We start from the raw sequence: 24,122 nt of genomic DNA, 5'->3' as shown, positions 1-24,122 counted from the left end.
ATGTTCTCCATTGTTATGAGGCCTGTAAGTCAAAGGGACTTTTCCATCCCAACAGACGTGAAATATCCCTGGCGCAGGCAATGGCTTTGCCCGCCAGATAATCACGGTATTCTTCATTGATTTGTAAGCGGGTACCGACCACCGAGATCGCAGCGGTAAGCTCGTTATTGGCGTTAAACACCGGCGCAGCGACACAACGGACATCGGCGTAATCTTCGCCGTTGTCATAGCTCCAGCCCTGGCGGCGAATACGCGCCAGTTCCTCGTAGAGCCGTTGTGGATGGGTAATGGTGGTGGGTGTCATCTGCTCCCAGACCAGCTCTTCGATAATACTTTTCTGTACAGCTGCAGGTTGCCAGGCAAGCAGGCATTTACCAATTCCGGAGCGATAAAGCGAAAGGCTTTTTCCTTCATGGGAACGCACGCTGATAGTGGCTGATGACTCCACTTTCAAAATGTAATAAGCGCTGCCGTTATCAATAATCCCCAGGTGACATAACAGCCCGGTGGTATCCATCAGTTGCGTCAAACGCGGTCGAGCCAGTTCCCGGAGATCCATCTTGCTTAACGCATGACCGGAAAGCTCCACCAGCCTGGTCCACAAACAAAAATTTTCCTGGTGATCAAGGCTAAGAAAACGCTGACGCCTGAGTTCATTAAGCAGCAAATAGGCTGTGCTTTTAGGGATCCCCAATGTGTCAATGATCGTCGCAGCACTACAGGGGCCAATCCGGGCAATCAAATTGAGAATATCAATAGCCCGTGTCAGGGCGGGAACTTTGCTTGATTCCAACATACTGGACTCCAGTCTTAGATACTGGAATCAGTCTCGTTGCTCAGGGGGAGTAAAATTGTGAAGCGCATCAAATCCCGTTTCTCGTCCAGCGGACTGGAGAAATTACGCACAAATTTGTGAATCAGCGCACGGATTTTTTCTTATTGAGTACAACAGGTTGGACAAATTTTGCCGGAGGGGGAATGTGCCGGTGCAGTAAACCGGCACAGAGTGGCGGAATCAGACAGATAAGGTCATGGACTCAACAACCTCAATCCAGCCATGCTCGCTGGCGATGTCCTGGCCGTTTAACCAACGGCGTAGCATATTAAGCGCCATCATTGCGCAGACTTCCTGGCGAATAGCCAGACTGTAGCGTGTGGCACTGAAATGTACACGCAAAGCGAAAGTGCCGTCTGGCGTGGCTAGTGCAAAGTTGAGATGCTCATCTTCCAGACCAGAAACAGCCAGTGCCAACCCAGCAAAATGGTTCGCCCGCCGTTCTGTAATCCAGTGCGCCGTTTGCGCCAGGGTTTCCTCCTGTGAAGGAACCACTTCACACGCCAGCAATGGAGCATCTGCGCGAGAAAGTTGCAAAGCCAATAAACCACCGGTGAATTGCTCGCTCAGCGTCAGGCTGAACTGGCGGCTCTGCAATTCGCGACTGATCTGCGCGGGCAGTCCTTCGGTGCCTTCGAAAATCACGCTCTGTCCGGCAACACGTTTAACGTCCAGCCACAGTTTTTCCATCGCCTGTTCCTCGCTTGCCGGTCCGGTGAGTTTCAGTTCGATAATCGGCATTGAGGAGCGATAGCCCATTGTTACGCCCGGCGGCAGTTGTAGAGTGTCCAGGCTTTGTGCCAGATCGCTTTCCGAACGACCAAAGGTAGTCAAACGCAGGCAAACCGGCGGCTGTGGTAAAGAAAAACGCTCGCGCAGGCGCGGCAGGATTTCGTGCTCGACCATCACCTTAAATTCTGACGGTACGCCGGGGGTAAAGAACATCAGGCAACGATTAAGCTGTATGGCAAAACCACAGGCAGTGCCTACCGGGTTATTGATAAATTCAGCACTGGCAGGCAGCTCCGCTTGTTTACGGTTGCTCGGTGCCATTACTCGTCCCCGTTCATGGAAATAGCGTTCCATCTCTTTGAGCCAGGCTTCATGCAGCACCAGGCCTTCACCTTTTGCTGTCGCAGCGGCGAGTGCGCTTAAATCATCACTGGTCGGTCCCAGCCCGCCGTTAACGATCAACACATCGGCGTGCTGACTACGTTCGCGAAGAATGGTGACTAAGTCATCAAGGTTATCCCCCACCGTATTGCGGCGAGATAATGGCAGCCCCTGATGAAAGAAAAAATCGGCCAGCCAGGCAGCGTTAGTGTCAACGATTTGCCCGTGTAACACTTCATCCCCGGTGGATAACATTTCCACTTTTAACATGGTTATCTCCTGCTTTTGTTATCGAATCACTATAACGCAAAGGGAGACAGGGCGTAGTAAGAAACTGAATGGCGCGACAGAACGCCGCGCCGGAAGGCGTCAGAAGCTGGCATTTACCCCAACATACGGACCATCAGCAATGGCGTTATCACGATTGCCATTTTTACCTGCCAGGTTCAGGTAACGGTAGCCAGCCTCAATGCTGACTGGACGCATAATGGTGTAACGCGCGCCAGCATTCGCTTCTTCATAACTTTTAATTCCGCTGGAGAGCGAATCCGGAGAGTAGTAATACTCACCAAACAAGCGGAAGCTGTCACCAATTTGCCACTGCAAACCACCGCCAACTGCCGCTGCATAACCTTCATCACCATCGTTCGGGTTGGTGTAAACGCCTTTTCCGCCAACGGTCGCCATTAATGGCCCGAGAGGCAGATTCAACCCCAGCCCCACGCCCGCGGCATCACCGTCGTCGTCGTTATGTGTCCAGTTACCGCTTAACGCCAGGCCCGTCGATTCAGTCCCAAAACCGACACCAATATTGGTGTATTCTTTACCCGCCTGGCCGCTGATGCTCATTGCATTGACCGATGCAGAAACCAACAGCATTCCGGCCAGACCTGCTAGCGCAATTTTTTTCATTATCCTCTTTCCCACAAGCAATTAATCAAAATTCCCAAAGCTGCGGGATTGTACTGCCTGGCGCAGAGGATTCAATGAGCGAAAAAAGGGATCTAGTCACTTATTGTAACTAAATACTTCTTAAATAATTAAACGCCGAAAAAATAAACACACTTTATCGATACACACAAAAATAATAATAAATGTAGTTATCATCGCAAAAGAGATTACTGTCACTTTCACATATTTCTGAGTTACCGTATTCTCATGGTTTCTTTTTATTTATAAGGAATACCCCTGTGCGACAACGGACCATTGTATGCCCTTTGATTCAAAATGATGGTGCTTATTTGCTGTGTAAAATGGCCGACGATCGCGGCGTTTTCCCCGGTCAATGGGCGCTTTCGGGTGGCGGCGTGGAGCCTGGCGAACGAATTGAAGAGGCACTACGCCGCGAAATTCGCGAAGAACTGGGAGAACAGCTGCTTTTGACAGAAATCACGCCGTGGACCTTCAGCGATGATATTCGCACCAAGACGTATGCAGATGGTCGCAAGGAAGAGATTTATATGATTTACCTGATTTTTGACTGCGTTTCTGCCAACAGAGAAGTGAAAATAAACGAAGAGTTTCAGGACTACGCGTGGGTAAAACCTGAAGATCTGGTGCATTATGATTTGAATGTTGCCACCCGAAAAACGTTACGTTTGAAAGGTCTTCTTTAACAATGATGACAGCCATCACTGGCTGTCAGATTGAAAATTTAGTGGTTAACGAATTCCCCATCCAGATAAACTTTGCCTTTTTCCACATGCATGACTAAACCATCCAGATAATCAGGTTTAAATGTCGCATCACGCTTATCTTTAGCAATATATGTCAGGCAATGATTATGGGTAAAAATAACGATATTTTTATCAGGTGCTTTGCGTTGTAAGTCTTTAATTGCACTATAAATCTCATTACCGCATTGAAGAAATCGTTTATCTACCGTCAGCTTTTTACCCGCCGAAAACCAGGTCGCCGACTGAATAGTCCGGACGGTATTACTGGAATAGAGATCAAAATCAGGGATATCAGCACTAAAAGCGTTGCCCAGTTCTCGGGCATCCTGGGTACCTTTGACCGTAATACCTGTTTTATCTGACAAGCATTGATTGGTTGAACGATCGCAACGTTCAGCATGGCGAAACAAAACGACAACCGGGTGCTGCTGTGCCAGTCTGGCCAGTGTTTTATTGTCGATGCGTGGCAAACCATTGCTACTCCAGGCGGCATGAGTACCCAGTCCAGCAATTGCAGCGAGCGCCAGTAAAATGATGAAATATTTTTTTGACTTCAACGAAGATCGGCAAAAAGCTAACACGTAAACTCCACCTATAGACAAGCGCAACCAGACAATTACCGTGAAATTGAGCGACTTTTCTGGCGATAATTAGCAGTTGGTGTAATATTAAAAATCCTATGATGCCGGCAAAATGCCTCAAAATTTTGCCAAATGCAAAGTCTAAATAAGAAAAAACATAAAAATTTCAATATTTACGTCTAATATTAGTTTCTTAAGGTTAAGTTAATATTCTATCCTTAAAATTTTGCTCCAAATGGCAAAATATACACAACACTCTTTATAGCAAATATAAGTGGACAGGTATTCAATGACGGATGGAAAAAAAATGTCAGGATTTTTGCCTTTTTCGCGACCAGCAATGGGCGTAGAGGAACTCGCTGCAGTTAAAGAGGTTCTCGAATCCGGTTGGATCACAACCGGTCCGAAGAATCAGGCGCTTGAACAAGCTTTTTGCCAGTTGACGGGAAATCAGCATGCCATCGCGGTCAGTTCAGCCACCGCCGGAATGCATATCACGCTAATGGCGTTGGAAATTGGCAAGGGCGATGAAGTGATTACGCCTTCCCTGACCTGGGTTTCAACCCTCAATATGATTTCCTTGCTGGGTGCAACGCCGGTAATGGTGGATGTCGACCGCGATACGCTGATGGTCACGCCTGAAGCGATCGAAGCAGCCATTACACCACGCACTAAAGCCATCATTCCGGTGCATTATGCCGGTGCGCCAGCAGATATTGACGCCATTCGCGCCATTGGCGAACGTTACGGCATCGCAGTTATCGAAGATGCTGCCCATGCCGTCGGTACGTATTACAAAGGGCGACATATTGGCGCAAAAGGTACTGCTATTTTTTCGTTTCACGCCATCAAAAATATTACCTGTGCGGAAGGTGGCCTGATTGTTACTGATAATGAAAATCTTGCCCGCCAGCTGCGGATGCTGAAATTTCACGGTCTGGGTGTCGATGCCTATGACAGACATACCTGGGGCCGTGCACCGCAGGCTGAAGTCTTAACGCCGGGCTATAAGTACAATCTGACCGATATTAACGCCGCGATTGCCCTGACACAGTTAGTCAAATTAGAGCACCTCAACACCCGTCGGCGCGAAATTGCCCAGCAATATCAGCAAGCACTGGCAGCTCTCCCCTTTCAGCCATTAAGCCTTCCCGCCTGGCCGCACGTTCATGCCTGGCATCTGTTTATTATTCGTGTCGATGAACAACGTTGTGGTATCAGTCGCGATGCGTTGATGGAAGCGTTAAAAGAAAGAGGCATTGGTACCGGGTTACATTTCCGCGCCGCTCACACACAAAAATATTATCGCGAGCGTTTTCCCACGCTGTCGTTACCGAATACCGAATGGAATAGCGAACGCATCTGTTCGTTGCCGCTGTTCCCGGATATGACCACCGCCGATGCCGACCGCGTCATCACAGCCCTTCAGCAACTCGCAGGACAATGAGCCATGTTTGAAATCCACCCTGTTAAGAAAGTCTCGGTGGTTATTCCCGTTTATAACGAGCAGGAAAGCTTACCGGAATTAATCAGGCGCACCACCGCAGCCTGTGAATCACTGGGGAAAGAGTATGAAATCCTGCTGATTGATGACGGCAGTAGCGATAATTCCGCGCATATGCTGGTCGAAGCCTCACAAGCGGAGGGCAGCCATATTGTGTCTATCTTGCTTAACCGCAATTACGGGCAACATTCAGCGATTATGGCGGGATTCAGTCACGTCACCGGCGACTTAATTATTACCCTCGATGCCGATCTCCAGAATCCGCCAGAGGAAATCCCCCGTCTGGTGGCAAAAGCCGATGAAGGTTACGACGTGGTAGGGACTGTACGCCAGAACCGCCAGGACAGCTGGTTTCGTAAAACCGCTTCAAAGATGATTAACCGGCTTATTCAGCGCACCACAGGCAAAGCGATGGGTGACTATGGTTGTATGCTGCGCGCCTATCGCCGTCATATTGTCGATGCGATGTTGCACTGCCATGAACGCAGCACCTTTATCCCGATTCTGGCGAATATCTTCGCCCGCCGTGCCATTGAAATTCCAGTGCACCATGCCGAGCGTGAGTTTGGTGAATCCAAATACAGCTTTATGCGCCTGATTAATTTGATGTACGACCTGGTGACCTGTCTTACCACAACGCCGCTACGTATGTTGAGTTTGCTCGGCAGCATTATTGCGATTGGCGGTTTTAGCATTGCGGTGCTGCTGGTGATTTTACGCCTGACCTTCGGACCCCAATGGGCGGCAGAAGGCGTCTTTATGCTATTTGCCGTGCTGTTTACTTTTATTGGCGCTCAGTTTATCGGCATGGGATTGCTCGGTGAATATATCGGCAGGATCTACACCGATGTCCGCGCCCGCCCCCGCTATTTTGTTCAGCAAGTTATCCGTCCATCCAGCAAGGAAAATGAATAATGAAAACCGTCGTTTTTGCCTACCACGATATGGGATGCCTCGGTATTGAAGCCCTGCTGGCTGCCGGTTACGAAATTAGCGCCATTTTTACCCATACTGATAATCCCGGTGAAAAAGCCTTTTATGGTTCGGTTGCCCGACTGGCAGCGGAAAGAGGCATTCCAGTTTATGCGCCGGATAACGTTAATCATCCGTTGTGGGTGGAACGCATTGCCCAACTATCACCAGAGGTGATTTTCTCTTTTTATTATCGCCATCTTATTTGCGATGAGATTTTGCAGCTCGCTCCGAGAGGTGCATTTAATCTGCATGGTTCGCTGTTACCAAAATATCGTGGTCGCGCGCCGCTGAACTGGGTGCTGGTGAACGGTGAAACGGAAACTGGCGTTACATTGCACCGAATGGTGAAACGTGCCGATGCCGGGGCCATTGTGGCACAACTGCGCGTTGCCATTGCGCCAGACGATATCGCCATTACGCTGCATCATAAATTGTGCCATGCCGCGCGCCAGCTACTGGAACAGACATTACCCGCCATTAAACACGGTAATATTCTGGAAATCGCCCAGCGCGAAAACGAAGCCACCTGTTTTGGTCGCAGAACGCCGGATGACAGTTTCCTCGAATGGCATAAGTCGGCATCCGTACTGCACAACATGGTGCGTGCCGTTGCCGATCCGTGGCCGGGTGCCTTCAGCTATGTTGGCAATCAGAAATTCACCGTCTGGTCGTCGCGTGTTCATCCTCATGCCAGCAAAGCACAGCCGGGGAGCGTGATTTCTGTTGCACCACTGCTGATTGCCTGTGGCGATGGCGCGCTGGAAATCGTCACTGGACAGGCGGGCGACGGCATTACTATGCAGGGCTCGCAATTAGCGCAGACGCTGGGCCTGGTGCAAGGTTCACGCTTGAATAGCCAGCCTGCCTGTGCCGCCCGACGCCGTACCCGGGTACTCATCCTCGGGGTGAATGGCTTTATTGGCAACCATCTGACAGAACGCCTGCTGCGCGAAGATCATTATGAAGTTTACGGTCTGGATATTGGCAGCGATGCGATAAGCCGTTTTCTGAATCATCCGCATTTTCACTTTGTCGAAGGCGATATCAGTATTCATTCCGAATGGATTGAGTATCACGTCAAAAAATGTGATGTCGTGTTGCCGCTGGTGGCGATAGCCACGCCGATTGAATATACCCGCAACCCGCTGCGCGTATTTGAACTCGATTTCGAAGAGAATCTGCGCATTATCCGCTACTGCGTGAAGTACCGTAAGCGAATCATCTTCCCGTCGACTTCAGAAGTTTATGGGATGTGTAGCGATAAATACTTCGATGAGGACCATTCTAATTTAATCGTCGGCCCGGTGAATAAACCACGCTGGATTTATTCGGTGTCTAAACAATTACTTGATCGAGTGATCTGGGCCTATGGCGAAAAAGAAGGTTTACAGTTCACCCTCTTCCGCCCGTTTAACTGGATGGGGCCACGACTGGATAACCTTAATGCAGCGCGAATTGGCAGCTCCCGCGCTATTACGCAACTCATTCTCAATCTGGTAGAAGGTTCACCGATTAAGCTGATTGATGGCGGAAAACAAAAACGCTGCTTTACTGATATTCGGGATGGTATCGAGGCGTTATACCGCATTATCGAAAATGCGGGAAATCGCTGCGATGGCGAAATTATCAACATTGGCAATCCTGAGAACGAAGCGAGCATTGAAGAACTGGGGGAGATGCTGCTGGCGAGCTTCGAAAAACATCCGCTGCGCCATTACTTCCCACCGTTTGCGGGCTTTCGTGTTGTCGAAAGTAGCAGCTACTATGGCAAAGGATATCAGGACGTAGAGCATCGTAAACCGAGCATCCGCAATGCCCGCCGCTGCCTGAACTGGGAACCGAAAATTGATATGCAGGAAACCATCGACGAAACGCTGGATTTCTTCCTGCGCACCGTTGATCTTACGGATAAACCATCATGACCAAAGTCGGCTTACGCATTGATGTCGATACCTTTCGTGGCACCCGTGAAGGCGTGCCGCGTCTGCTGGAAATCTTGAGTAAGCATAATATTCAGGCCAGCATTTTTTTCAGCGTCGGCCCGGACAATATGGGCCGCCATCTCTGGCGACTGGTGAAGCCACAGTTTTTGTGGAAGATGCTGCGCTCAAACGCGGCATCGCTTTATGGCTGGGATATTTTACTGGCAGGTACGGCCTGGCCAGGTAAAGAGATTGGTCATGCCAATGCCGATATCATTCGTGAAGCGGCTAAACATCACGAAGTCGGCCTGCACGCCTGGGATCACCATGCCTGGCAAGCCCATAGCGGTAATTGGGATCGGCAAACAATGATCGACGATATTGCACGCGGCCTTCGCACCCTGGAAGAGATTATCGGTCAACCGGTAACCTGTTCTGCCGCTGCTGGCTGGCGTGCTGACCAACAGGTGATCGAAGCAAAAGAAGCGTTCCATTTGCGCTACAACAGCGATTGTCGTGGGGCGATGCCGTTTCGTCCATTGCTCGAATCAGGAACCCCTGGCACTGCGCAAATTCCGGTGACCTTACCCACCTGGGATGAAGTGATTGGTCGGGATGTGAAAGCAGAAGATTTTAACGGTTGGTTACTCAACCGCATCCAGCGAGATAAAGGCACGCCGGTTTATACCATTCATGCCGAAGTTGAAGGCTGCGCTTATCAGCATAATTTTGTGGATCTCCTGAAACGCGCAGCTCAGGAAGGCGTGACATTTTGCCCTTTAAGCGAACTGTTATCAGGGACGTTGCCGCTCGGACAAGTTGTTCGCGGAAATATTGCCGGACGTGAAGGCTGGCTGGGTTGCCAACAAATTGCGGGTAGTCACTGATGAAATCGGTACGTTACCTTATCGGCCTCTTCACATTTATTGCCTGCTATTACCTGTTACCGATCAGCACGCGTCTGCTCTGGCAACCAGATGAAACGCGTTATGCGGAAATCAGTCGGGAAATGCTGGCATCCGGCGACTGGATTGTTCCCCATCTGTTAGGGCTACGTTATTTCGAAAAACCCATTGCCGGATACTGGATTAACAGCATTGGGCAATGGCTATTTGGCGCGAATAACTTTGGTGTGCGGGCAGGCGTTATCTTTGCGACCCTGTTAACTGCCGCGCTGGTGACCTGGTTTACTCTGCGCTTATGGCGCAATAAACGTCTGGCTTTACTCGCCACAGTAATTTATCTCTCATTGTTTATTGTCTATGCCATCGGCACTTATGCCGTGCTCGATCCGTTTATTGCCTTCTGGCTGGTGGCGGGAATGTGCAGCTTCTGGCTGGCAATGCAGGCACAGACGTGGAAAGGCAAAAGCGCAGGATTTTTACTGCTGGGAATCACCTGCGGCATGGGGGTGATGACCAAAGGTTTTCTCGCCCTTGCCGTGCCGGTATTAAGCGTGCTGCCATGGGTAGCAACGCAAAAACGCTGGAAAGATCTCTTTATTTACGGCTGGCTGGCGGTTATCAGTTGCGTACTGACGGTTCTCCCCTGGGGACTGGCGATAGCGCAGCGGGAGCCTGACTTCTGGCACTATTTTTTCTGGGTTGAGCATATTCAACGCTTTGCACTGGATGATGCCCAACATAGAGCGCCGTTCTGGTACTACTTGCCAGTCATCATTGCCGGTAGCCTGCCGTGGCTGGGATTACTCCCCGGTGCACTGTACGCTGGCTGGAAAAACCGCAAGCATTCCGCAACCGTCTATTTGTTGAGCTGGACGATAATGCCGCTGCTGTTTTTCTCCGTCGCTAAAGGCAAATTGCCCACCTATATTCTTTCCTGCTTTGCACCTCTGGCAATGCTGATGGCGCATTACGCGTTGCTGGCAGCAAAAAATAATCCTCTGGCGTTGCGGATTAATGGCTGGATTAACATCGCTTTTGGCGTCACTGGCATTATTGCCACATTTGTGGTCTCCCCCTGGGGACCAATGAACACACCGGTGTGGCAAACCTTCGAGAGCTATAAAGTCTTTTGTGCCTGGTCTATTTTTTCGCTATGGGCTTTTTTCGGCTGGTACACCTTAACAAACGTCGAAAAGACCTGGCCTTTTGCCGCGCTTTGCCCGCTGGGGCTGGCGTTGCTGGTAGGATTTTCAATTCCTGACAGAGTCATGGAAGGAAAACATCCGCAATTTTTTGTCGAGATGACACAAGAATCACTTCAGCCAAGCCGCTATATTCTTACTGATAGCGTCGGTGTTGCCGCAGGTCTGGCATGGAGCCTGCAACGCGATGACATCATCATGTATCGCCAGACAGGTGAGTTGAAATATGGCCTTAATTATCCGGATGCAAAAGGGAGATTTGTCAGCGGTGATGAGTTCGCAAACTGGCTTAATCAACATCGTCAGGAGGGGATTATTACACTCGTGCTTTCGGTTGACCGCGATGAAGATATCAACAGTCTCGCCATTCCGCCCGCAGATGTCATCGATCGTCAGGAGCGTCTGGTGCTAATTCAGTATCGGCCCAAATGATCTGGTTAACATTAGTCTTTGCCAGCTTGCTTAGCGTTGCCGGGCAGTTGTGTCAGAAACAGGCAACCTGCTTTGCGGCGGTAAACAAACGGCGCAAACATATCGTGCTGTGGCTGGGACTGGCGCTGGCTTGTCTTGGCCTTGCCATGGTGCTCTGGCTGCTGGTCTTGCAGAACGTACCGGTAGGCATTGCCTACCCGATGTTAAGTCTGAATTTTGTCTGGGTAACGCTGGCTGCAGTAAAACTGTGGCACGAGCCGGTATCGCTGCGTCACTGGTGTGGGGTGGCGTTCATTATTGGCGGCATTGTGATCCTCGGGAGTACGGTGTAATGGGCCTGATGTGGGGATTATTCAGCGTCATTATCGCCTCCGCTGCGCAATTAAGCATGGGTTTTGCGGCGAGTCATCTGCCGCCAATGACGCACTTATGGGATTTTATCGCGGCGCTGTTAGCTTTTGGCCTGGATGCCCGGATACTGTTACTCGGGCTGCTGGGTTATCTGCTTTCCGTTTTTTGTTGGTATAAAACACTACATAAACTTGCGCTAAGCAAAGCCTATGCCTTGCTCAGTATGAGTTATGTGCTGGTATGGATTGCTTCAATGGTACTTCCCGGCTGGGAAGGGACTTTTTCGCTGAAAGCACTACTGGGAGTAGCCTGTATTATGAGCGGGTTGATGCTGATTTTCCTGCCCACAACAAAACAACGTTACTGAGTTTTCCCTGCCGCTTTACACTGCCGTTCCCACTCATCGGGGCTATAACAGCTTGCAGAAAGGACTTTCACCGTGTGCAGCTTTTCACGATTAATACAGTAAAGCGCATTCTGCAAAGGCGAGAGTAAATCCCCCACTTTCACGGCGAAGTCACTCTTCACTTCGGCGATCATTTTTATCGCGCCGCCAGCATCGCAGAGCATAATTACATGTCTGTTATCTTGTTTATTGCAGCACGATTTTTTGACCAGCCATTCCATTGCATTATCCTGTTTGCTAAGAGTTTTCACATCAATTTACAGATTAACAGATAAACTCTTTATCAACGGCAATGGAATGGCAGAAATGAGAAGTGAAACGGTGGGTTAATTATTGCTGGCGTTTCACCCACTCTTTTAGCGCCTGACGTGAAATTTTAATACCGCCGTTTTTCAGCTCCGGCGGCAGAGTCAGCCAGCGCACCGGTTGTTGAAAACGAGCCAGCTTATCTTTCACCCATTCGTCAAGATCAACGCTTTGCTGGTCATACTCCACCACCGCTACCGGCCGATGACCAAACTCCTTGTCGGCAACGGGAACGATAAACACCTGCAAAACCGCAGGATGTGCAGCAATAACGCGCTCGACTTCTTCCGGCTGAATACCCTCACCGCCACTGAAGAATAGATTGTCTAAACGTCCGACAATGGTCAACTTGCCATTATGCATCTCACCGCGATCGCGCGTGGCGTACCAGCCTTCGTCATTAACCAGTGGAACCCGTTGCCCGTTACGCCAGTAACCTTCTGCCATACTGGCAGCCCGCAGCCACACTTCATCATTAACGATTTTCACTTCCCGACCCGGCAGCGGCGAACCAACGTCTGCCAGACCGTCGGCTTCTTTCGCACACACTGTGGAGGCAAACTCGGTCAGACCATAGCCGCAAAAGCACCGAATCCCCTGCTCGCGCGCCTGTTCCGTCAACTCGACCGGGATAGCCGCGCCGCCAAGTAAAACCGCTTTCAGGGAAACGGAACTACGGTTAACCAGCAAACGCCAGAGTTGTGTTGGCACCAGTGAAGCGTGAGTACAGCCTGCCAGCATCTGCTCCAATGGCTGTTTATCACGCACCGTCATCCGCGCACCAGCGTATAACCAGCGCCACATAATTCCCTGACCGGAGACGTGAAACAGCGGTAAAGAGAGCAACCAGTCATCGTGATCACCAAAAGGAATCAGCGATAACACCCCTTCGGCGCTGGCAAGATGAGCCTGATAAGTATGAACAGCGGCTTTCGGCAAGCCAGTGGAACCAGAGGTTAACGTCATTGAGCACAGACGCGTCGGCTGCCACGCCGCGGCATGTGCGCCTTCAACCAGCTGAATGTGCAGCGACGCTAACGCCGGAAACGTGTTTTCCCCTTCCGGCACCAGCGCAAATTGCAGCGTAAGATTGGGCAGCAATTCCTCAAGCAGCGGTTGCGGCAGCTGAGGGTTCACGGGCAACACCCGCGCCCCGCATTGCAGTAACGCCAGCCAGGCCAGCAGCGTTTGCGGCGTATTCCACGCCCGCAACATCACGCCGCTGCCCTCAACCACACCCTGCACCGCAAAGCTGGAGGCTAATTCATCGACGCGAGCACAAAGTTCGCGCCAGTTGAGTTGCTCGTCATTGAGACGTAAGGCGATGGCTTCTCCCCGCACTTGCCGCCAGTGACGCCACGGCCAGTCAGAGAAGATCATAACAGCCGCTCCAGTGCATCAACGTCCACTAACGGCAGTGGGCTCCCCGGCCAGCGACGAACCTGCTGCGCCTGCATCAGATCCAGCGTGTCCAGTCCCGGAATGGTGTCTGGCGTTAACCAGGCAGCAATCCGCGCCAGTTGCGTTAGACCTAAGCTCGACTCAATGGAAGAGCTGATCACCGCCGTCAGCCCCAGCGCATGCGCCGCCTGCACTTGCTCGCGTACTTTATCCAGGCTGCCCGTGAGCGTGGGTTTGATAACTACCGCGCGCACGCCCTCTTCAGCTACAAAGGCAAAATCCGGCTCGCGCAAGCTTTCATCCCAGGCAATGGCAATGCCGGTTTCACGGGCAAACGCACGCGAATCATCGCGGGTTTTGCACGGCTCTTCGAGAAACGCGATGCGGTGGCGATAATCCGGGTTAACGTATTTGGCAAACTGCTGGCCTTTCAGCGGTGTCCAGGCGCGGTTCGCGTCAAGACGCAAATGCAGATCCGGAATTGCCTCCAGCAACAGATTCACCACCATGCCGTCGCGCACGGCTTCGTACAATCCCACTTTGACCTTCGCCACTTTCTCGCCAGGCATATCGGCAAGTTTGAGGATCAGATCGTCAGGATCGCCATTACACAGCGGCGCCGCACGGTAATTGGCCGCCTGCGGGAGCGTCTCTGCCAGCTCCGCCAATGCACAACTTACGCCAAAGGCAACGGAAGGCATCTGCGGTATCTCGCAATCGCCTGCCAGCCAGTTATTTACCCAGGCAAGCAGCACACTTTGCGCATCTTCCCAGGTTTCCTGACTGAAGCCCGGCAGTGGGGAGATCTCCCCCCACCCTTCGCGCTCGCCCTCACGCAGGCAAACATACAGCCCGTCGCGGGTTTTTAACCGCCTGTCGCGCAGAACCACCCCCGCGTCCATGGGGATCTGCCAGCGGTATACCTGCGCGCTACGCATTACGGATTCCGTTTAAATTTGCTGAAATCAGGCTGACGTTTCTGGTTGAAAGCGTTGCGACCTTCCTGACCTTCTTCCGTCATATAGAACAGCATGGTGGCGTTACCTGCCAGCTCCTGCAGACCTGCCTGACCGTCACAGTCGGCATTCAGCGCAGCTTTCAGGCAGCGCAGTGCCATCGGGCTGTTTTGCAACATTTCACGGCACCAGCGCACGGTCTCTTTTTCCAGATCCGCCAGAGGTACAACGGTGTTCACCAGGCCCATATCCAGCGCCTGTTTTGCGTCGTACTGACGGCACAGGAACCAGATTTCACGTGCTTTTTTCTGCCCAACAATGCGCGCCATATAGGAAGCGCCCCAGCCGCCGTCGAAGGAACCGACTTTCGGGCCAGTCTGGCCGAAGATGGCATTATCAGCCGCGATAGTCAGGTCGCACATCATGTGCAGGACGTGACCACCGCCGATGGAGTATCCAGCCACCATCGCGACAACCGGTTTCGGACAGGTACGGATCTGACGCTGGAAGTCCAGCACGTTCAGGTGATGTACGCCGGAATCATCTTTATAGCCGCCGTAATCACCACGTACTTTCTGGTCACCACCGGAGCAGAACGCTTTATCGCCTGCACCAGTCAGAATGATCACGCCGATGTTGTCGTCATAACGCGCATCCGCCAGCGCCTGGATCATCTCTTTTACCGTCAGAGGACGGAAGGCATTGCGCACCTGCGGACGATTAATGGTGATTTTTGCGATACCGTCGGTGGATTTTTCATAACGAATGTCCTCAAAACCTTCGGAGCAGTCGTGCCATTCAACCGGTGCGTAAAGCATTGCTTCATCAGGATAAATCATATTGTGTCCTTTAGTCAGAAACGCAAGATCTGCGCCAGACTTGCGATTACGCCAGCGGGATTTTCCCGGTGCGCGTTATGTCCGGCGCGAGGAATGACATGGCAGTCGGCAGCCAGTTCCGCCGCCAGAGCGCGGAATTTGCTGTCACGTTCACCACATAAATAATAAAACGCAAATGTGCGGGCGCTAAGGTTAGCACGTAAATCGGGCTGGACGGCGAGAGAAGTCGCCTCCAGCATGGCGGCAAGGGTTGCGCCATTATTGTTGCTGCGCAGCGCCACCAGCTCCCGGCGTTGATCGTCATTGAGCGAGGCAAAAACAGGCTGTTGATACCAATCGGCAAATACCGCCGTTAACGGTTCTGTACGAAAACGCTGCGCCCATTGGCGATCGGAACGCTGACGTTCCGCGCGTTGTTCAGCATTTTGCAATCCAGGATGCCCGCCTTCGACAACAACTCCACAAAGCCCCGCCGGCTCCTGGCAAGCCGCCATCATCGCCACCCGTCCGCCAAGCGAGTACCCCACCAGCCAGAAGTTAAGTATGTTGTAACTAACCAGCGTTTTACACAATAAGCCGGTGACATCATCAAATCCATCGACGCTGATCGTCGCTGAACCACCGTGACCTGGGAGATCAACATACAACCGCGAGTAGTCGGCAAACGCCTCGCCCACTTCTTGCCATTCATGGCAATCGCCAGAAAAACCGTGCAAAAACACCAACCAGGGTAAACCTGGTTTGCCGTGTTTTGCCTGCGCGTGCAGGATCATAAATGGCTTACCTGCGCCAGAAGTTGCTGGAGCGTTTGCGCACCATCGGTGTCGTTAACCACCATTTCAATCACCGTGGTGGTCGGCGTACGCCAGGCATCGACTAGTGTCGTTTCAAGTTCCTGCCAGTTTTGCGGACGATGATATTTCAGCTCGAACATCGCAGCGGCGTGCTCAAAATGGACGTTTTGCGGCATCAGATAGAAACGCTCGCGCTCGCTTTTCGGCGTTGGCAACAGCGAAAAAATTTGCCCGCCGTTGTTGTTCACCACAATTAATACCAGCGGTGCGGAAACCTGGCGCAATAACGCCAGCGCGTTGAGATCGTAAAGTGCGGAGAGATCGCCCACAATCGCCAGCGTCGGTTTGCCGCTTGCCCGCTGAACGCCGGCGGCAGTCGAGAGCAGCCCGTCGATACCGCTGGCACCACGGTTGCTGTACACCGGGTAACCTGCCGGAAGTTGCGAAAGCGCATCAATCAGACGCACCACCAGGCTGTTACCGACAAACAATTGCCCCTGTTCAGGCAAGTAGTCGCTGATGCGATGCGCCAGTTGCGCTTCGCCAAACGCATCGCGACGGGCAATAACCGCCTGCATTGCCTGTTCCGCCAGGCGCGGGATTTCAACGCACCAGGGCTGGCGTTTTTCTGCCGGATGCAGCTCCAGCCAGTCGGCAATATTGGCAATTAAGCGACGTCCGCGATGGTGTGCCGGATCAAGTCGCCCTTCAATGTCATCAACAATCCAGTACTCTTCTGGTTCACAGCTTGCCTGCCATTGGAGGAGTCGTTTCCCCGTCAGGCTGCTTCCCAGTTGCACCACTATTTGTGCCTGTTGCAGTTCGCTGGTCGCTTTGGCATTGCCTAACCAGAGATCGGCACACGGCAGCGGCTGTCCGGTTTGCGACAGCACGTCGCCAATCAGCGGCCAGCCAAGAGTTTGCGCCCACAGTGCAACTTTTTTGCCCTCTTCCGCACTCATGCGCCCGGCAACCACCACGCCGCGCTTTTGTCGCCAGAAGAACCAGTCACGCTGTTTTTCACTTTCCCGACGAGGCGCTTCACGCAGCCACGGTTTGTCGTCCTGCCACCAGTCGCCCAGCCGCTGTTGCCAGCTAATCCCGGTGTCGTCCATTTCGCCATACAGCGGTTCAGCAAACGGGCAGTTGATATGGACTCCACCAGCATGAAGCGTACCGAGAGCGTGGTCGATGGTAGAAACCAGCCAACGTGCGGGGATATCCTGGGTCGGGCGCGGCAGTGAAATACTGTGCGTGGGGTGAGAGGCGAACATTCCCGGCTGACGAATCGCCTGATTCGCGCCGCAGTCAATCAGCTCCGGCGGGCGATCGGCGGTTAACAGGATCAGTTTTTCTCCGGTTAACCCAGCTTCAATCAGTGCCGGATAGAGATTTGCTACCGCCGTGCCGGAGGTCACAATCACCGCCACCGGCTGCTTGCTGACTTTCGCCAGCCCCAGTGCCAGATGCCCCAGTCCACGCTCATCGAAATGGGTATGATGAATAAATGCGGAATTCTCCGCCGCCGCTAACGTTAACGGTGTAGAACGCGAGCCAGGGGCGATACAGATGTGTCTGACGCCGTGACGCGTTAATGCTTCCAGAATGACCGCCGCCCAGCGTCGGTTAAATGCGCTTACTGACATGAGTTTGTCCGGTATCAATATTGCGGCTAAGTATAAGGAGCTACAAAAATAGATTATTGATATGAATCGGTAATGATGCGACTCATTACTATTCCATTTGTAATAAAGTACGCAGCCCTGCCGCTTTGTTGTCGATTTCCTGCCACTCTTGCTCGGGGTCGGAACCACGGACAATGCCTGCGCCAGCATATAGCCGCACGATATTGCCGCTGATTTTTGCTGAGCGCAGGGAAACGCAGAATTCACTTTGCTGTAATGAGAGATAGCCCGCAGAACCGGCGTACCATTCTCGAGTGAACGGTTCGTGACGGGCGATAAACTGTCGCGCCAGATCGCGCGGTAAGCCAGCAACTGCTGCCGTTGGCTGCAACTGATGTAAACAGATCACATCATCCGCTTTGTTGAGTGAAGTCCAGATACAGCGGCGAAGATGCTGTACTTTACGTAGACGCAGTACCTGCGGCGGTAAAACATCCAGCGTTTGGGTATCGGCCTGCAATCGTTGGCAGATATCTTCCACCACCAACATGTTCTCGCGCTGGTTTTTATCATCCGCCATCAGCCACTCACCTAACTGCTGCGCCTGCTTATCATCAGGATGATTTGCTACCGTTCCCGCCAGCGCTTCGGTACGCAGCGCTTTGTCACGCCGCCGCCATAACCGTTCCGGTGAAGAACCAAGAAAAGCATTTTCGCCATCAAAGGCCATGTAAAAATGGTAGCAATTCAGATTGAGCCGACGACTGGCAGCCATCATCGCTGCCGCATTGACCGGACTTGCGAAATGCAGGTCGGTTGCCCGAGCAAGCACAACTTTGTCGAGCTCGCCTTCGGCGATGGTTTTCGTTGCCAGTTCGATTAATTGCGTCCAGCCCGTTTTGTCCGGCCAGTGTTGTTCTCGCGTGGTGGTTAAATGTAATCCAGGCAGGGGCTTGATACTCACCAGTGTGGCGATAAATTCTTTTGCCTTGATTGCATCGTGCTGAAGGGAGCTTTCGCTGAATAGCGTCAGCCGCAGCGTGGCTTTACCGCCACAACGTCGCCATTCCAGGCGTGGTAAAAGTAAATTGCCCTGCGACGGGTCAAACGCATTCAACCCCCAGATGCGTAAGTCGGCGTGTTCCGGGTGCTGGCGAAGAAAACGTTGTGCCTGGTCCAACGACGTAAAACGGGTAATCGCACCCAGGACGGCAGCTTCTTCATCACCATTACGTTGTTGCCAGTAGAATTGCGGATACACCTGCTGACTGGCCAGCCAGCTCAAGGCATCAAAAGCGTCTTTGAGAGGGAAAGGAATATCGATAACCCGAATGCCGGGTGTCGCCGGAATCTCTTGCGACAAATGGCGCAGTAGATTTTCCAGCGCCGTAGTAAGTGATTGCACGCGGACCTCTCCCTGTTAAAAGCCTCACATTATACGGGGTACGACAAAAAAAATGCAGTACCCCGGTGTAGGGAGGTTTTAACGGCGTGCCAGCAACAGTCCCAGAACCAGCCCAACGGCCGCACCCACACCAATTCCTTGCCAGGGTTTTTCGTGGACGTAGTCATCAGCACGATAAACAGCCTGCTTCGCCCGATAGTAATAACTGTCTGAAGCCTGGCTAACCCGTTTTTTCACATCATCCAGCGCTTTTTCTGCACGCGCTTTCAGCTCAACATATTTCTGATCGGCGGGATCGCCAGAGGAGCGGAGCACCTCTTCCAGTGTTTCACTAAGCAGCGTCAGGTCATCATCAATACGTGTATCACCAAACTGATTAGACATTCTCGTTCTCCATTTGTGTAAAACCTGTCACTAACTATAGACAAGGGTTATTGATTACGCCTGAATTACCTCGCGTGCCATCCCAATGTGTGGGATACCATCTTCTTCATAAATATCGGTCACAGGGATGAAACCAAATTGCCCATAAAAGTTTTGTAAATGCGCCTGCGCCCCCAGATAAATCGGCTTCTCCGGCCAGCGGCGAGTACACGATTCCAGCGCCTTACTCATCAATTGCTGACCGATTTTTTCACCGCGTAAGGCTTCGCTGACAATCACCCGACCAATCACAACGGGTTGCAGTTCGTCGTCACTTTTCAGAATCCTCGCATACGCCACCAGTGTCCCGTTATGCCAACCGAGAATGTGGCGATTTTCTCCCTCCAGATCGTCACCATCGATATCCTGGTAAGGACAGTTTTGTTCCACTACAAATACCGCACAACGCAGTTGTAATAAGGCATAAAGCTGAGAAACGGATAAATCAGAATGATGCAGATCTTGCCAGTCGATCATGGAAGGCTCCTTTGTGCTGTTTGCTTTATACTAGCCGGAATATTTTCAGCAGCGTGATGAACTCATGGAATTAATTTTTTTAGGTACTTCAGCCGGTGTGCCAACCCGTACGCGTAATGTCACGGCAATATTGCTTAACCTGCAACATCCGACCCAGAGCGGACTTTGGTTATTTGACTGCGGTGAAGGCACCCAGCATCAGCTACTGCATACCGCCTTTAACCCTGGAAAACTGGACAAGATTTTTATCAGTCACCTTCATGGCGATCATCTCTTTGGTTTACCCGGCTTACTGTGCAGTCGTTCTATGTCAGGCATTATCCAACCCTTAACGATTTATGGTCCGCACGGTATCCGTGAATTTGTGGAGACCGCGCTGCGGATTAGCGGCTCATGGACCGATTATCCGCTGGAAATTGTCGAAATTGGTGCTGGCGAAATTTTCGATGATGGCCTGCGCAAAGTGACCGCTTATCCGATGGAACACCCACTGGAATGTTATGGTTATCGTATTGAAGAACATGATAAACCAGGTGCATTAAATGCCCAGGCATTAAAAGCTGCTGGCGTGCCGCCTGGCCCGCTGTTTCAGGAATTAAAAGCGGGCAAAACAATCATGCTGGATGATGGAAGGCAGATTAATGGCGCAGATTACTTAGCCGTTCCAGTGCCGGGTAAAGCGCTCGCTATTTTCGGCGATACCGGCCCCTGCGATGCCGCGCTGGAGCTGGCTAAAGGCGTCGACGTAATGGTTCACGAAGCGACTCTGGATATGGCGATGGAGGCCAAAGCCAACAGTCGCGGCCATAGTTCTACACGCCAGGCGGCGGCACTAGCCCGTGAGGCTGGAGTCGGTAAGCTAATCATTACCCACGTCAGCTCGCGCTATGATGACAAAGGTTGTCAGCACCTGTTACGTGAATGTCGGTCAATTTTCCCGGCGACTGAACTGGCGAATGATTTCGCGGTGTTTAGCATTTAAGTCGAAAGCGGTGGTTAGTTAGCAGATTAATTTAACGATACCAACGCATTTATTTGACATTTTTTCATCTGTTTGCCGGATACGTTTGATGTCGATATCAGGCAAACAGAATTATCATTTTTAGTTTTGTGAATTGTCCAGATCTTTCGCCAGTCCAATCAGGCGAATAAATTCCGCTCTGTAACCCTGTGGATCTTCCCCTTTTGCCTTCTGAGCCCACTGTTTGATCTGCTGCCAGGAGGTATTATTCAGGTATTCAGAACCGCGTAACTTTTGCCCATATGCAGCCACTGCTGCGCGAAAACGCATATCTTCTGAAGGTGCCTTTATTGCGAATGCCAACGGGAATTCAACTAACTGACTTTCTTTTCCCTGTGGGGATTTCCAACGAATCTTTAACCAGGCAAGTTCTTTTGTTTTGTCCGATTTCGCTGATTTGTTATCCGGGGCATAGCGTAACTTATCAATTGATGCTTTTTGCCCTTTCAGCGTTAATTCAAATAAAAATGTTATATGTTTACCTGCGCCAATATCACCCGCATCAACGTTGTCGTTATTAAAATCCTCTGCCCTAAGTTGGCGCTTTTCATAACCTATCTGACGGTATTCCGTTACCCACGCGGGGTTAAACTCAATTTGCGCTTTGACATCTTTTGCTACGGTAATCAACGTCTGCCGCATTTCACTGTTCAACACTTTCTGCGCCTCTGAGAGGGTATCAATGTAGCTATAGTTGCCGTTACCAACATCGGCAATTCTTACCATCATTGCCTCGTTATAATTGCTATCCCCCACGCCAAGCGTCGACAGAGTAACACCGGACTCACGCTGTTTTTTGACCATTGATTCAATCGATTTTGGATCGTCAATGCCAACGTTAAAGTCACCGTCAGTGGCCAATAAAATGCGATTGATACCACCTTTAATAAACCCCTTCGCTGCCTGCTGATAAGCCATCTCCAGCCCGGCACCGCCATTGGTACTGCCTTCTGCATCCAGCGAATCAATTGCAGCATTAATTTCCGCCTTGTGACTACCGGAGATAGAAGGCAACGCAATACGAGAGTCGCCAGCGTAGGTCACGATGGCAATGTTATCCTGCTCACGAAGTTCTTTGACCAATAATTTCAACGAAGACTGGATAAGTGGCAAACGTTCATCAGAAATCATTGAACCAGACGTGTCGATAAGAAAGACCAGATTAGAAGCGGGTAACTCTTCACTTTTGCGATCTTTCGCCAGGATATCAACTTTCAGCAATGTTCGCTGTTCATTCCAGGGTGCAGGTGCCAATTCGTAGCGCATAGCGAAAGGTATTGGCTTAGAGGCCGGAATAGATTGTTTGTCTTTGATATCCCAGTCAGACGGGAAATAATTGACTATCTCCTCCACCCGCACAGCGTCTGGCGGAGGTAACAGCCCTTGATTAAGGAAACGCCGCACATTCGCATAACTGCCAGTATCGACGTCAAGGCTAAACGTCGCCAACGGGTTTTGCGCTACCTGCTTAACCGGATTATCATCGAACTGCTGGTAGCGAGCGGTTCCTGGATTTGCGATTTGGGAGGCTGCTTTTTCTCTGGCTGCATGTTGATATTTTGGAGCCGCCTGCAATCGCCCCAGCAAAGCCTGTTTGTCTGAATATTGTTGCACTTCTTGCTGGGCTAAGGCTTTCGCGTCTGCAGCGGCTTTGGCGGCGCTTTGCTCAGCCACTTTTGTTGCCGCTTGTTGCGCGGCAAGCACTTGCTGGTCAGTGGGTGTAGTAGATTGTTGTTGCTGACTTTTCTTATCCTCAGGTTCCGGCTCACATCCTGACAAAATCAAACTACTTATAAGCAACATGATTATATTTTTATTTCGCATATAAAATCCTTTTAAATAAATTCAGGGCCCCGACATAAAATACACTCTTTGTATAATCCTGCTAATCTTAATAAAATACAATATCGAAACCCATAACAAATAATGATTCAACAACGCAACCCATTAATAATTTGCATATGAAAAAAATAAATTTTGCTTTTATTATATTATTTCTGTTTTCACTCCCTCTGATTATTTTTTACCAACCCTGGGTGAATGCATTACCGCCAACGCCCCGACACGCAAGTCCTGAGCAATTAGAAAAAACAGTTCGTTATCTTACACAAACAGTGCATCCACGTAGCGCCGACAATATTGATAATCTGAATAGGTCCGCAGAGTATATAAAAGAGGTCTTTATCAGTAACGGTGCCAGAGTTACCGCGCAGGATGTCCCCATTACGGGTGGCCCCTACAAAAACATTGTTGCTAATTATGGTCCTGCCGATGGACCGCTGATTATTATTGGTGCGCACTATGACTCTGTCAGTAGTTATGAAAACGATCAATTGACCTATACGCCGGGCGCGGATGATAACGCCAGCGGCGTGGCAGGATTACTCGAACTGGCACGTTTGTTACAGCAGCAGACTCCAGGGATTGGCGTCCAACTGGTCGCCTATGCGTCGGAAGAACCGCCCTTCTTTCGTAGCGATGAAATGGGGAGCGCGGTACATGCAGCTTCGCTTGAGCGTCCAGTGAAATTAATGATAGCGCTGGAGATGATTGGTTATTACGACTCTACGCCTGGTAGCCAGGATTACCCTTACCCGGCAATGTCCTGGCTTTATCCCGATCGGGGAGACTTTATTGCCGTGGTCGGCAGAATGCAGGATATCAACGCCGTTCGTCAGGTAAAAGCGGCATTGTTGTCATCCCGGGATTTATCTGTTTATTCTATGAATGCCCCAGGTTTTATTCCCGGTATTGATTTCTCTGATCACCTTAATTATTGGCAACACGATATTCCCGCCGTAATGATTACTGACACCGCTTTTTATCGTAATAAGCAATACCACTTGCCCGGTGATATCGCAGACAGATTAAATTATCAGAAAATGGCTCAGGTAGTGGATGGAGTTACAACCTTGTTATACAACAGTAAATAATAAAAATTTCTCGAGGCGGATCCAGAAAAAGCAACATGCG

General features: G+C 51.0%; 24 protein-coding genes. 10 read left to right on the top strand and 14 right to left on the bottom strand.

Features of this window, described 5'->3' with window-relative positions; translation table 11 throughout:
- Positions 1-13: 13 nt before the first annotated feature.
- The 3 genes from yfaX to yfaZ all read right to left on the bottom strand — a co-directional run bounded on the left by yfaX (position 14) and on the right by yfaZ (position 2,860).
- On the bottom strand, positions 14-796 hold the full coding sequence (gene yfaX, locus EAS44_RS09060) for an IclR family transcriptional regulator (protein ID WP_000894181.1): 783 nt from the start codon (positions 794-796) through the stop codon (positions 14-16).
- Between the two features lie 219 nt (positions 797-1,015).
- The gene (gene yfaY, locus EAS44_RS09055) at positions 1,016-2,218 is read right to left on the bottom strand and encodes a nicotinamide mononucleotide deamidase-related protein YfaY (RefSeq protein WP_000921605.1); all 1,203 of its coding nucleotides are present in this window, start codon (positions 2,216-2,218) and stop codon (positions 1,016-1,018) included.
- A gap of 99 nt (positions 2,219-2,317) precedes the next feature.
- Positions 2,318-2,860, bottom strand: a complete 543-nt coding sequence (yfaZ, locus tag EAS44_RS09050; RefSeq protein ID WP_001296251.1) for a YfaZ family outer membrane protein — start codon at positions 2,858-2,860, stop codon at positions 2,318-2,320.
- A 278-nt stretch (positions 2,861-3,138) separates the two neighbouring features.
- On the opposite strand from yfaZ, the gene nudI reads away from it, so the two are divergent.
- The gene (nudI, locus tag EAS44_RS09045; RefSeq protein ID WP_001249884.1) at positions 3,139-3,564 is read left to right on the top strand and encodes a nucleoside triphosphatase NudI; all 426 of its coding nucleotides are present in this window, start codon (positions 3,139-3,141) and stop codon (positions 3,562-3,564) included.
- A gap of 38 nt (positions 3,565-3,602) precedes the next feature.
- Here the strand turns inward: nudI and ais are convergent, their stop codons facing one another.
- Positions 3,603-4,205 carry a lipopolysaccharide core heptose(II)-phosphate phosphatase Ais gene (gene ais, locus EAS44_RS09040; RefSeq protein ID WP_000879110.1) on the bottom strand — a complete coding sequence of 201 codons (603 nt, stop codon included), beginning with the start codon at positions 4,203-4,205 and terminating at the stop codon, positions 3,603-3,605.
- 307 nt (positions 4,206-4,512) lie between these two features.
- Between ais and arnB the strand changes: the two genes are divergently transcribed.
- The 7 genes from arnB to arnF are packed head-to-tail and all read left to right on the top strand — an operon-like array spanning position 4,513 to position 11,863.
- Positions 4,513-5,652 carry a UDP-4-amino-4-deoxy-L-arabinose aminotransferase gene (arnB, locus tag EAS44_RS09035; RefSeq protein WP_011076488.1) on the top strand — a complete coding sequence of 380 codons (1,140 nt, stop codon included), beginning with the start codon at positions 4,513-4,515 and terminating at the stop codon, positions 5,650-5,652.
- A 3-nt stretch (positions 5,653-5,655) separates the two neighbouring features.
- A complete protein-coding gene (gene arnC / locus EAS44_RS09030) occupies positions 5,656-6,624 on the top strand; it encodes an undecaprenyl-phosphate 4-deoxy-4-formamido-L-arabinose transferase (RefSeq protein WP_000461633.1) in 969 nt (322 codons plus the stop codon).
- Positions 6,624-8,606 (top strand): bifunctional UDP-4-amino-4-deoxy-L-arabinose formyltransferase/UDP-glucuronic acid oxidase ArnA, encoded by a 1,983-nt coding sequence (gene arnA, locus EAS44_RS09025; RefSeq protein ID WP_000860295.1) that lies wholly within the window; start codon positions 6,624-6,626, stop codon positions 8,604-8,606. The genes arnC and arnA overlap by 1 nt, the downstream gene beginning before the upstream one ends.
- Positions 8,603-9,493, top strand: coding sequence for a 4-deoxy-4-formamido-L-arabinose-phosphoundecaprenol deformylase (arnD, locus tag EAS44_RS09020; RefSeq protein ID WP_000169712.1), 891 nt, complete (start codon positions 8,603-8,605; stop codon positions 9,491-9,493). Before arnA ends, arnD begins: the two co-directional genes overlap by 4 nt.
- Positions 9,493-11,145: a lipid IV(A) 4-amino-4-deoxy-L-arabinosyltransferase gene (arnT, locus tag EAS44_RS09015; protein ID WP_000844085.1), complete on the top strand. Its 1,653-nt coding sequence runs from the start codon at positions 9,493-9,495 to the stop codon at positions 11,143-11,145. Before arnD ends, arnT begins: the two co-directional genes overlap by 1 nt.
- The gene (gene arnE / locus EAS44_RS09010) at positions 11,142-11,477 is read left to right on the top strand and encodes a 4-amino-4-deoxy-L-arabinose-phosphoundecaprenol flippase subunit ArnE (RefSeq protein ID WP_000638016.1); all 336 of its coding nucleotides are present in this window, start codon (positions 11,142-11,144) and stop codon (positions 11,475-11,477) included. The genes arnT and arnE overlap by 4 nt, the downstream gene beginning before the upstream one ends.
- Positions 11,477-11,863, top strand: coding sequence for a 4-amino-4-deoxy-L-arabinose-phosphoundecaprenol flippase subunit ArnF (gene arnF, locus EAS44_RS09005; RefSeq protein ID WP_000523876.1), 387 nt, complete (start codon positions 11,477-11,479; stop codon positions 11,861-11,863). The genes arnE and arnF overlap by 1 nt, the downstream gene beginning before the upstream one ends.
- On the opposite strand, the gene pmrD is transcribed toward arnF, so the two are convergent.
- The 9 genes from pmrD to elaA form a co-directional block, all read right to left on the bottom strand.
- Positions 11,857-12,123, bottom strand: coding sequence for a signal transduction protein PmrD (gene pmrD / locus EAS44_RS09000; RefSeq protein ID WP_001297897.1), 267 nt, complete (start codon positions 12,121-12,123; stop codon positions 11,857-11,859). The genes arnF and pmrD overlap by 7 nt on opposite strands.
- Before the next feature lie 109 nt (positions 12,124-12,232).
- Entirely contained in the window at positions 12,233-13,588 is a 1,356-nt protein-coding gene (gene menE / locus EAS44_RS08995) for an o-succinylbenzoate--CoA ligase (RefSeq protein ID WP_000577591.1), read from the bottom strand.
- Positions 13,585-14,547, bottom strand: a complete 963-nt coding sequence (gene menC, locus EAS44_RS08990; RefSeq protein WP_001255587.1) for an o-succinylbenzoate synthase — start codon at positions 14,545-14,547, stop codon at positions 13,585-13,587. Before menC ends, menE begins: the two co-directional genes overlap by 4 nt.
- Positions 14,547-15,404 carry a 1,4-dihydroxy-2-naphthoyl-CoA synthase gene (gene menB, locus EAS44_RS08985; protein WP_000639996.1) on the bottom strand — a complete coding sequence of 286 codons (858 nt, stop codon included), beginning with the start codon at positions 15,402-15,404 and terminating at the stop codon, positions 14,547-14,549. The genes menC and menB overlap by 1 nt, the downstream gene beginning before the upstream one ends.
- A 14-nt stretch (positions 15,405-15,418) precedes the next feature.
- On the bottom strand, positions 15,419-16,177 hold the full coding sequence (gene menH / locus EAS44_RS08980; protein WP_000600529.1) for a 2-succinyl-6-hydroxy-2,4-cyclohexadiene-1-carboxylate synthase: 759 nt from the start codon (positions 16,175-16,177) through the stop codon (positions 15,419-15,421).
- Positions 16,174-17,844, bottom strand: a complete 1,671-nt coding sequence (gene menD, locus EAS44_RS08975) for a 2-succinyl-5-enolpyruvyl-6-hydroxy-3-cyclohexene-1-carboxylic-acid synthase (protein ID WP_000116370.1) — start codon at positions 17,842-17,844, stop codon at positions 16,174-16,176. Before menD ends, menH begins: the two co-directional genes overlap by 4 nt.
- Positions 17,845-17,932: 88 nt before the next feature.
- Entirely contained in the window at positions 17,933-19,228 is a 1,296-nt protein-coding gene (gene menF / locus EAS44_RS08970; RefSeq protein WP_001191428.1) for an isochorismate synthase MenF, read from the bottom strand.
- Positions 19,229-19,306: 78 nt separating this feature from the next.
- Complete coding sequence (gene elaB / locus EAS44_RS08965) at positions 19,307-19,612, bottom strand: stress response protein ElaB (protein WP_000070621.1); 306 nt, start codon at positions 19,610-19,612, stop codon at positions 19,307-19,309.
- A 54-nt stretch (positions 19,613-19,666) separates the two neighbouring features.
- Positions 19,667-20,128, bottom strand: coding sequence for a GNAT family N-acetyltransferase (elaA, locus tag EAS44_RS08960; RefSeq protein ID WP_000568142.1), 462 nt, complete (start codon positions 20,126-20,128; stop codon positions 19,667-19,669).
- 64 nt (positions 20,129-20,192) lie between these two features.
- Between elaA and rbn the strand changes: the two genes are divergently transcribed.
- Positions 20,193-21,110, top strand: a complete 918-nt coding sequence (rbn, locus tag EAS44_RS08955; RefSeq protein ID WP_000420115.1) for a ribonuclease BN — start codon at positions 20,193-20,195, stop codon at positions 21,108-21,110.
- Between the two features lie 120 nt (positions 21,111-21,230).
- On the opposite strand, the gene yfbK is transcribed toward rbn, so the two are convergent.
- Positions 21,231-22,973, bottom strand: coding sequence for a vWA domain-containing protein (gene yfbK, locus EAS44_RS08950; protein WP_001244789.1), 1,743 nt, complete (start codon positions 22,971-22,973; stop codon positions 21,231-21,233).
- Between the two features lie 137 nt (positions 22,974-23,110).
- Between yfbK and yfbL the strand changes: the two genes are divergently transcribed.
- Positions 23,111-24,082, top strand: a complete 972-nt coding sequence (gene yfbL, locus EAS44_RS08945) for a M28 family metallopeptidase (protein WP_000723502.1) — start codon at positions 23,111-23,113, stop codon at positions 24,080-24,082.
- The last annotated feature ends 40 nt before the right edge of the window (positions 24,083-24,122 follow it).

It is taken from the genome of Escherichia coli DSM 30083 = JCM 1649 = ATCC 11775 (genome assembly GCF_003697165.2).
In the GTDB taxonomy this organism is placed as follows: domain Bacteria; phylum Pseudomonadota; class Gammaproteobacteria; order Enterobacterales; family Enterobacteriaceae; genus Escherichia; species Escherichia coli.
This window is presented reverse-complemented; position numbering and strand designations above follow the sequence as displayed.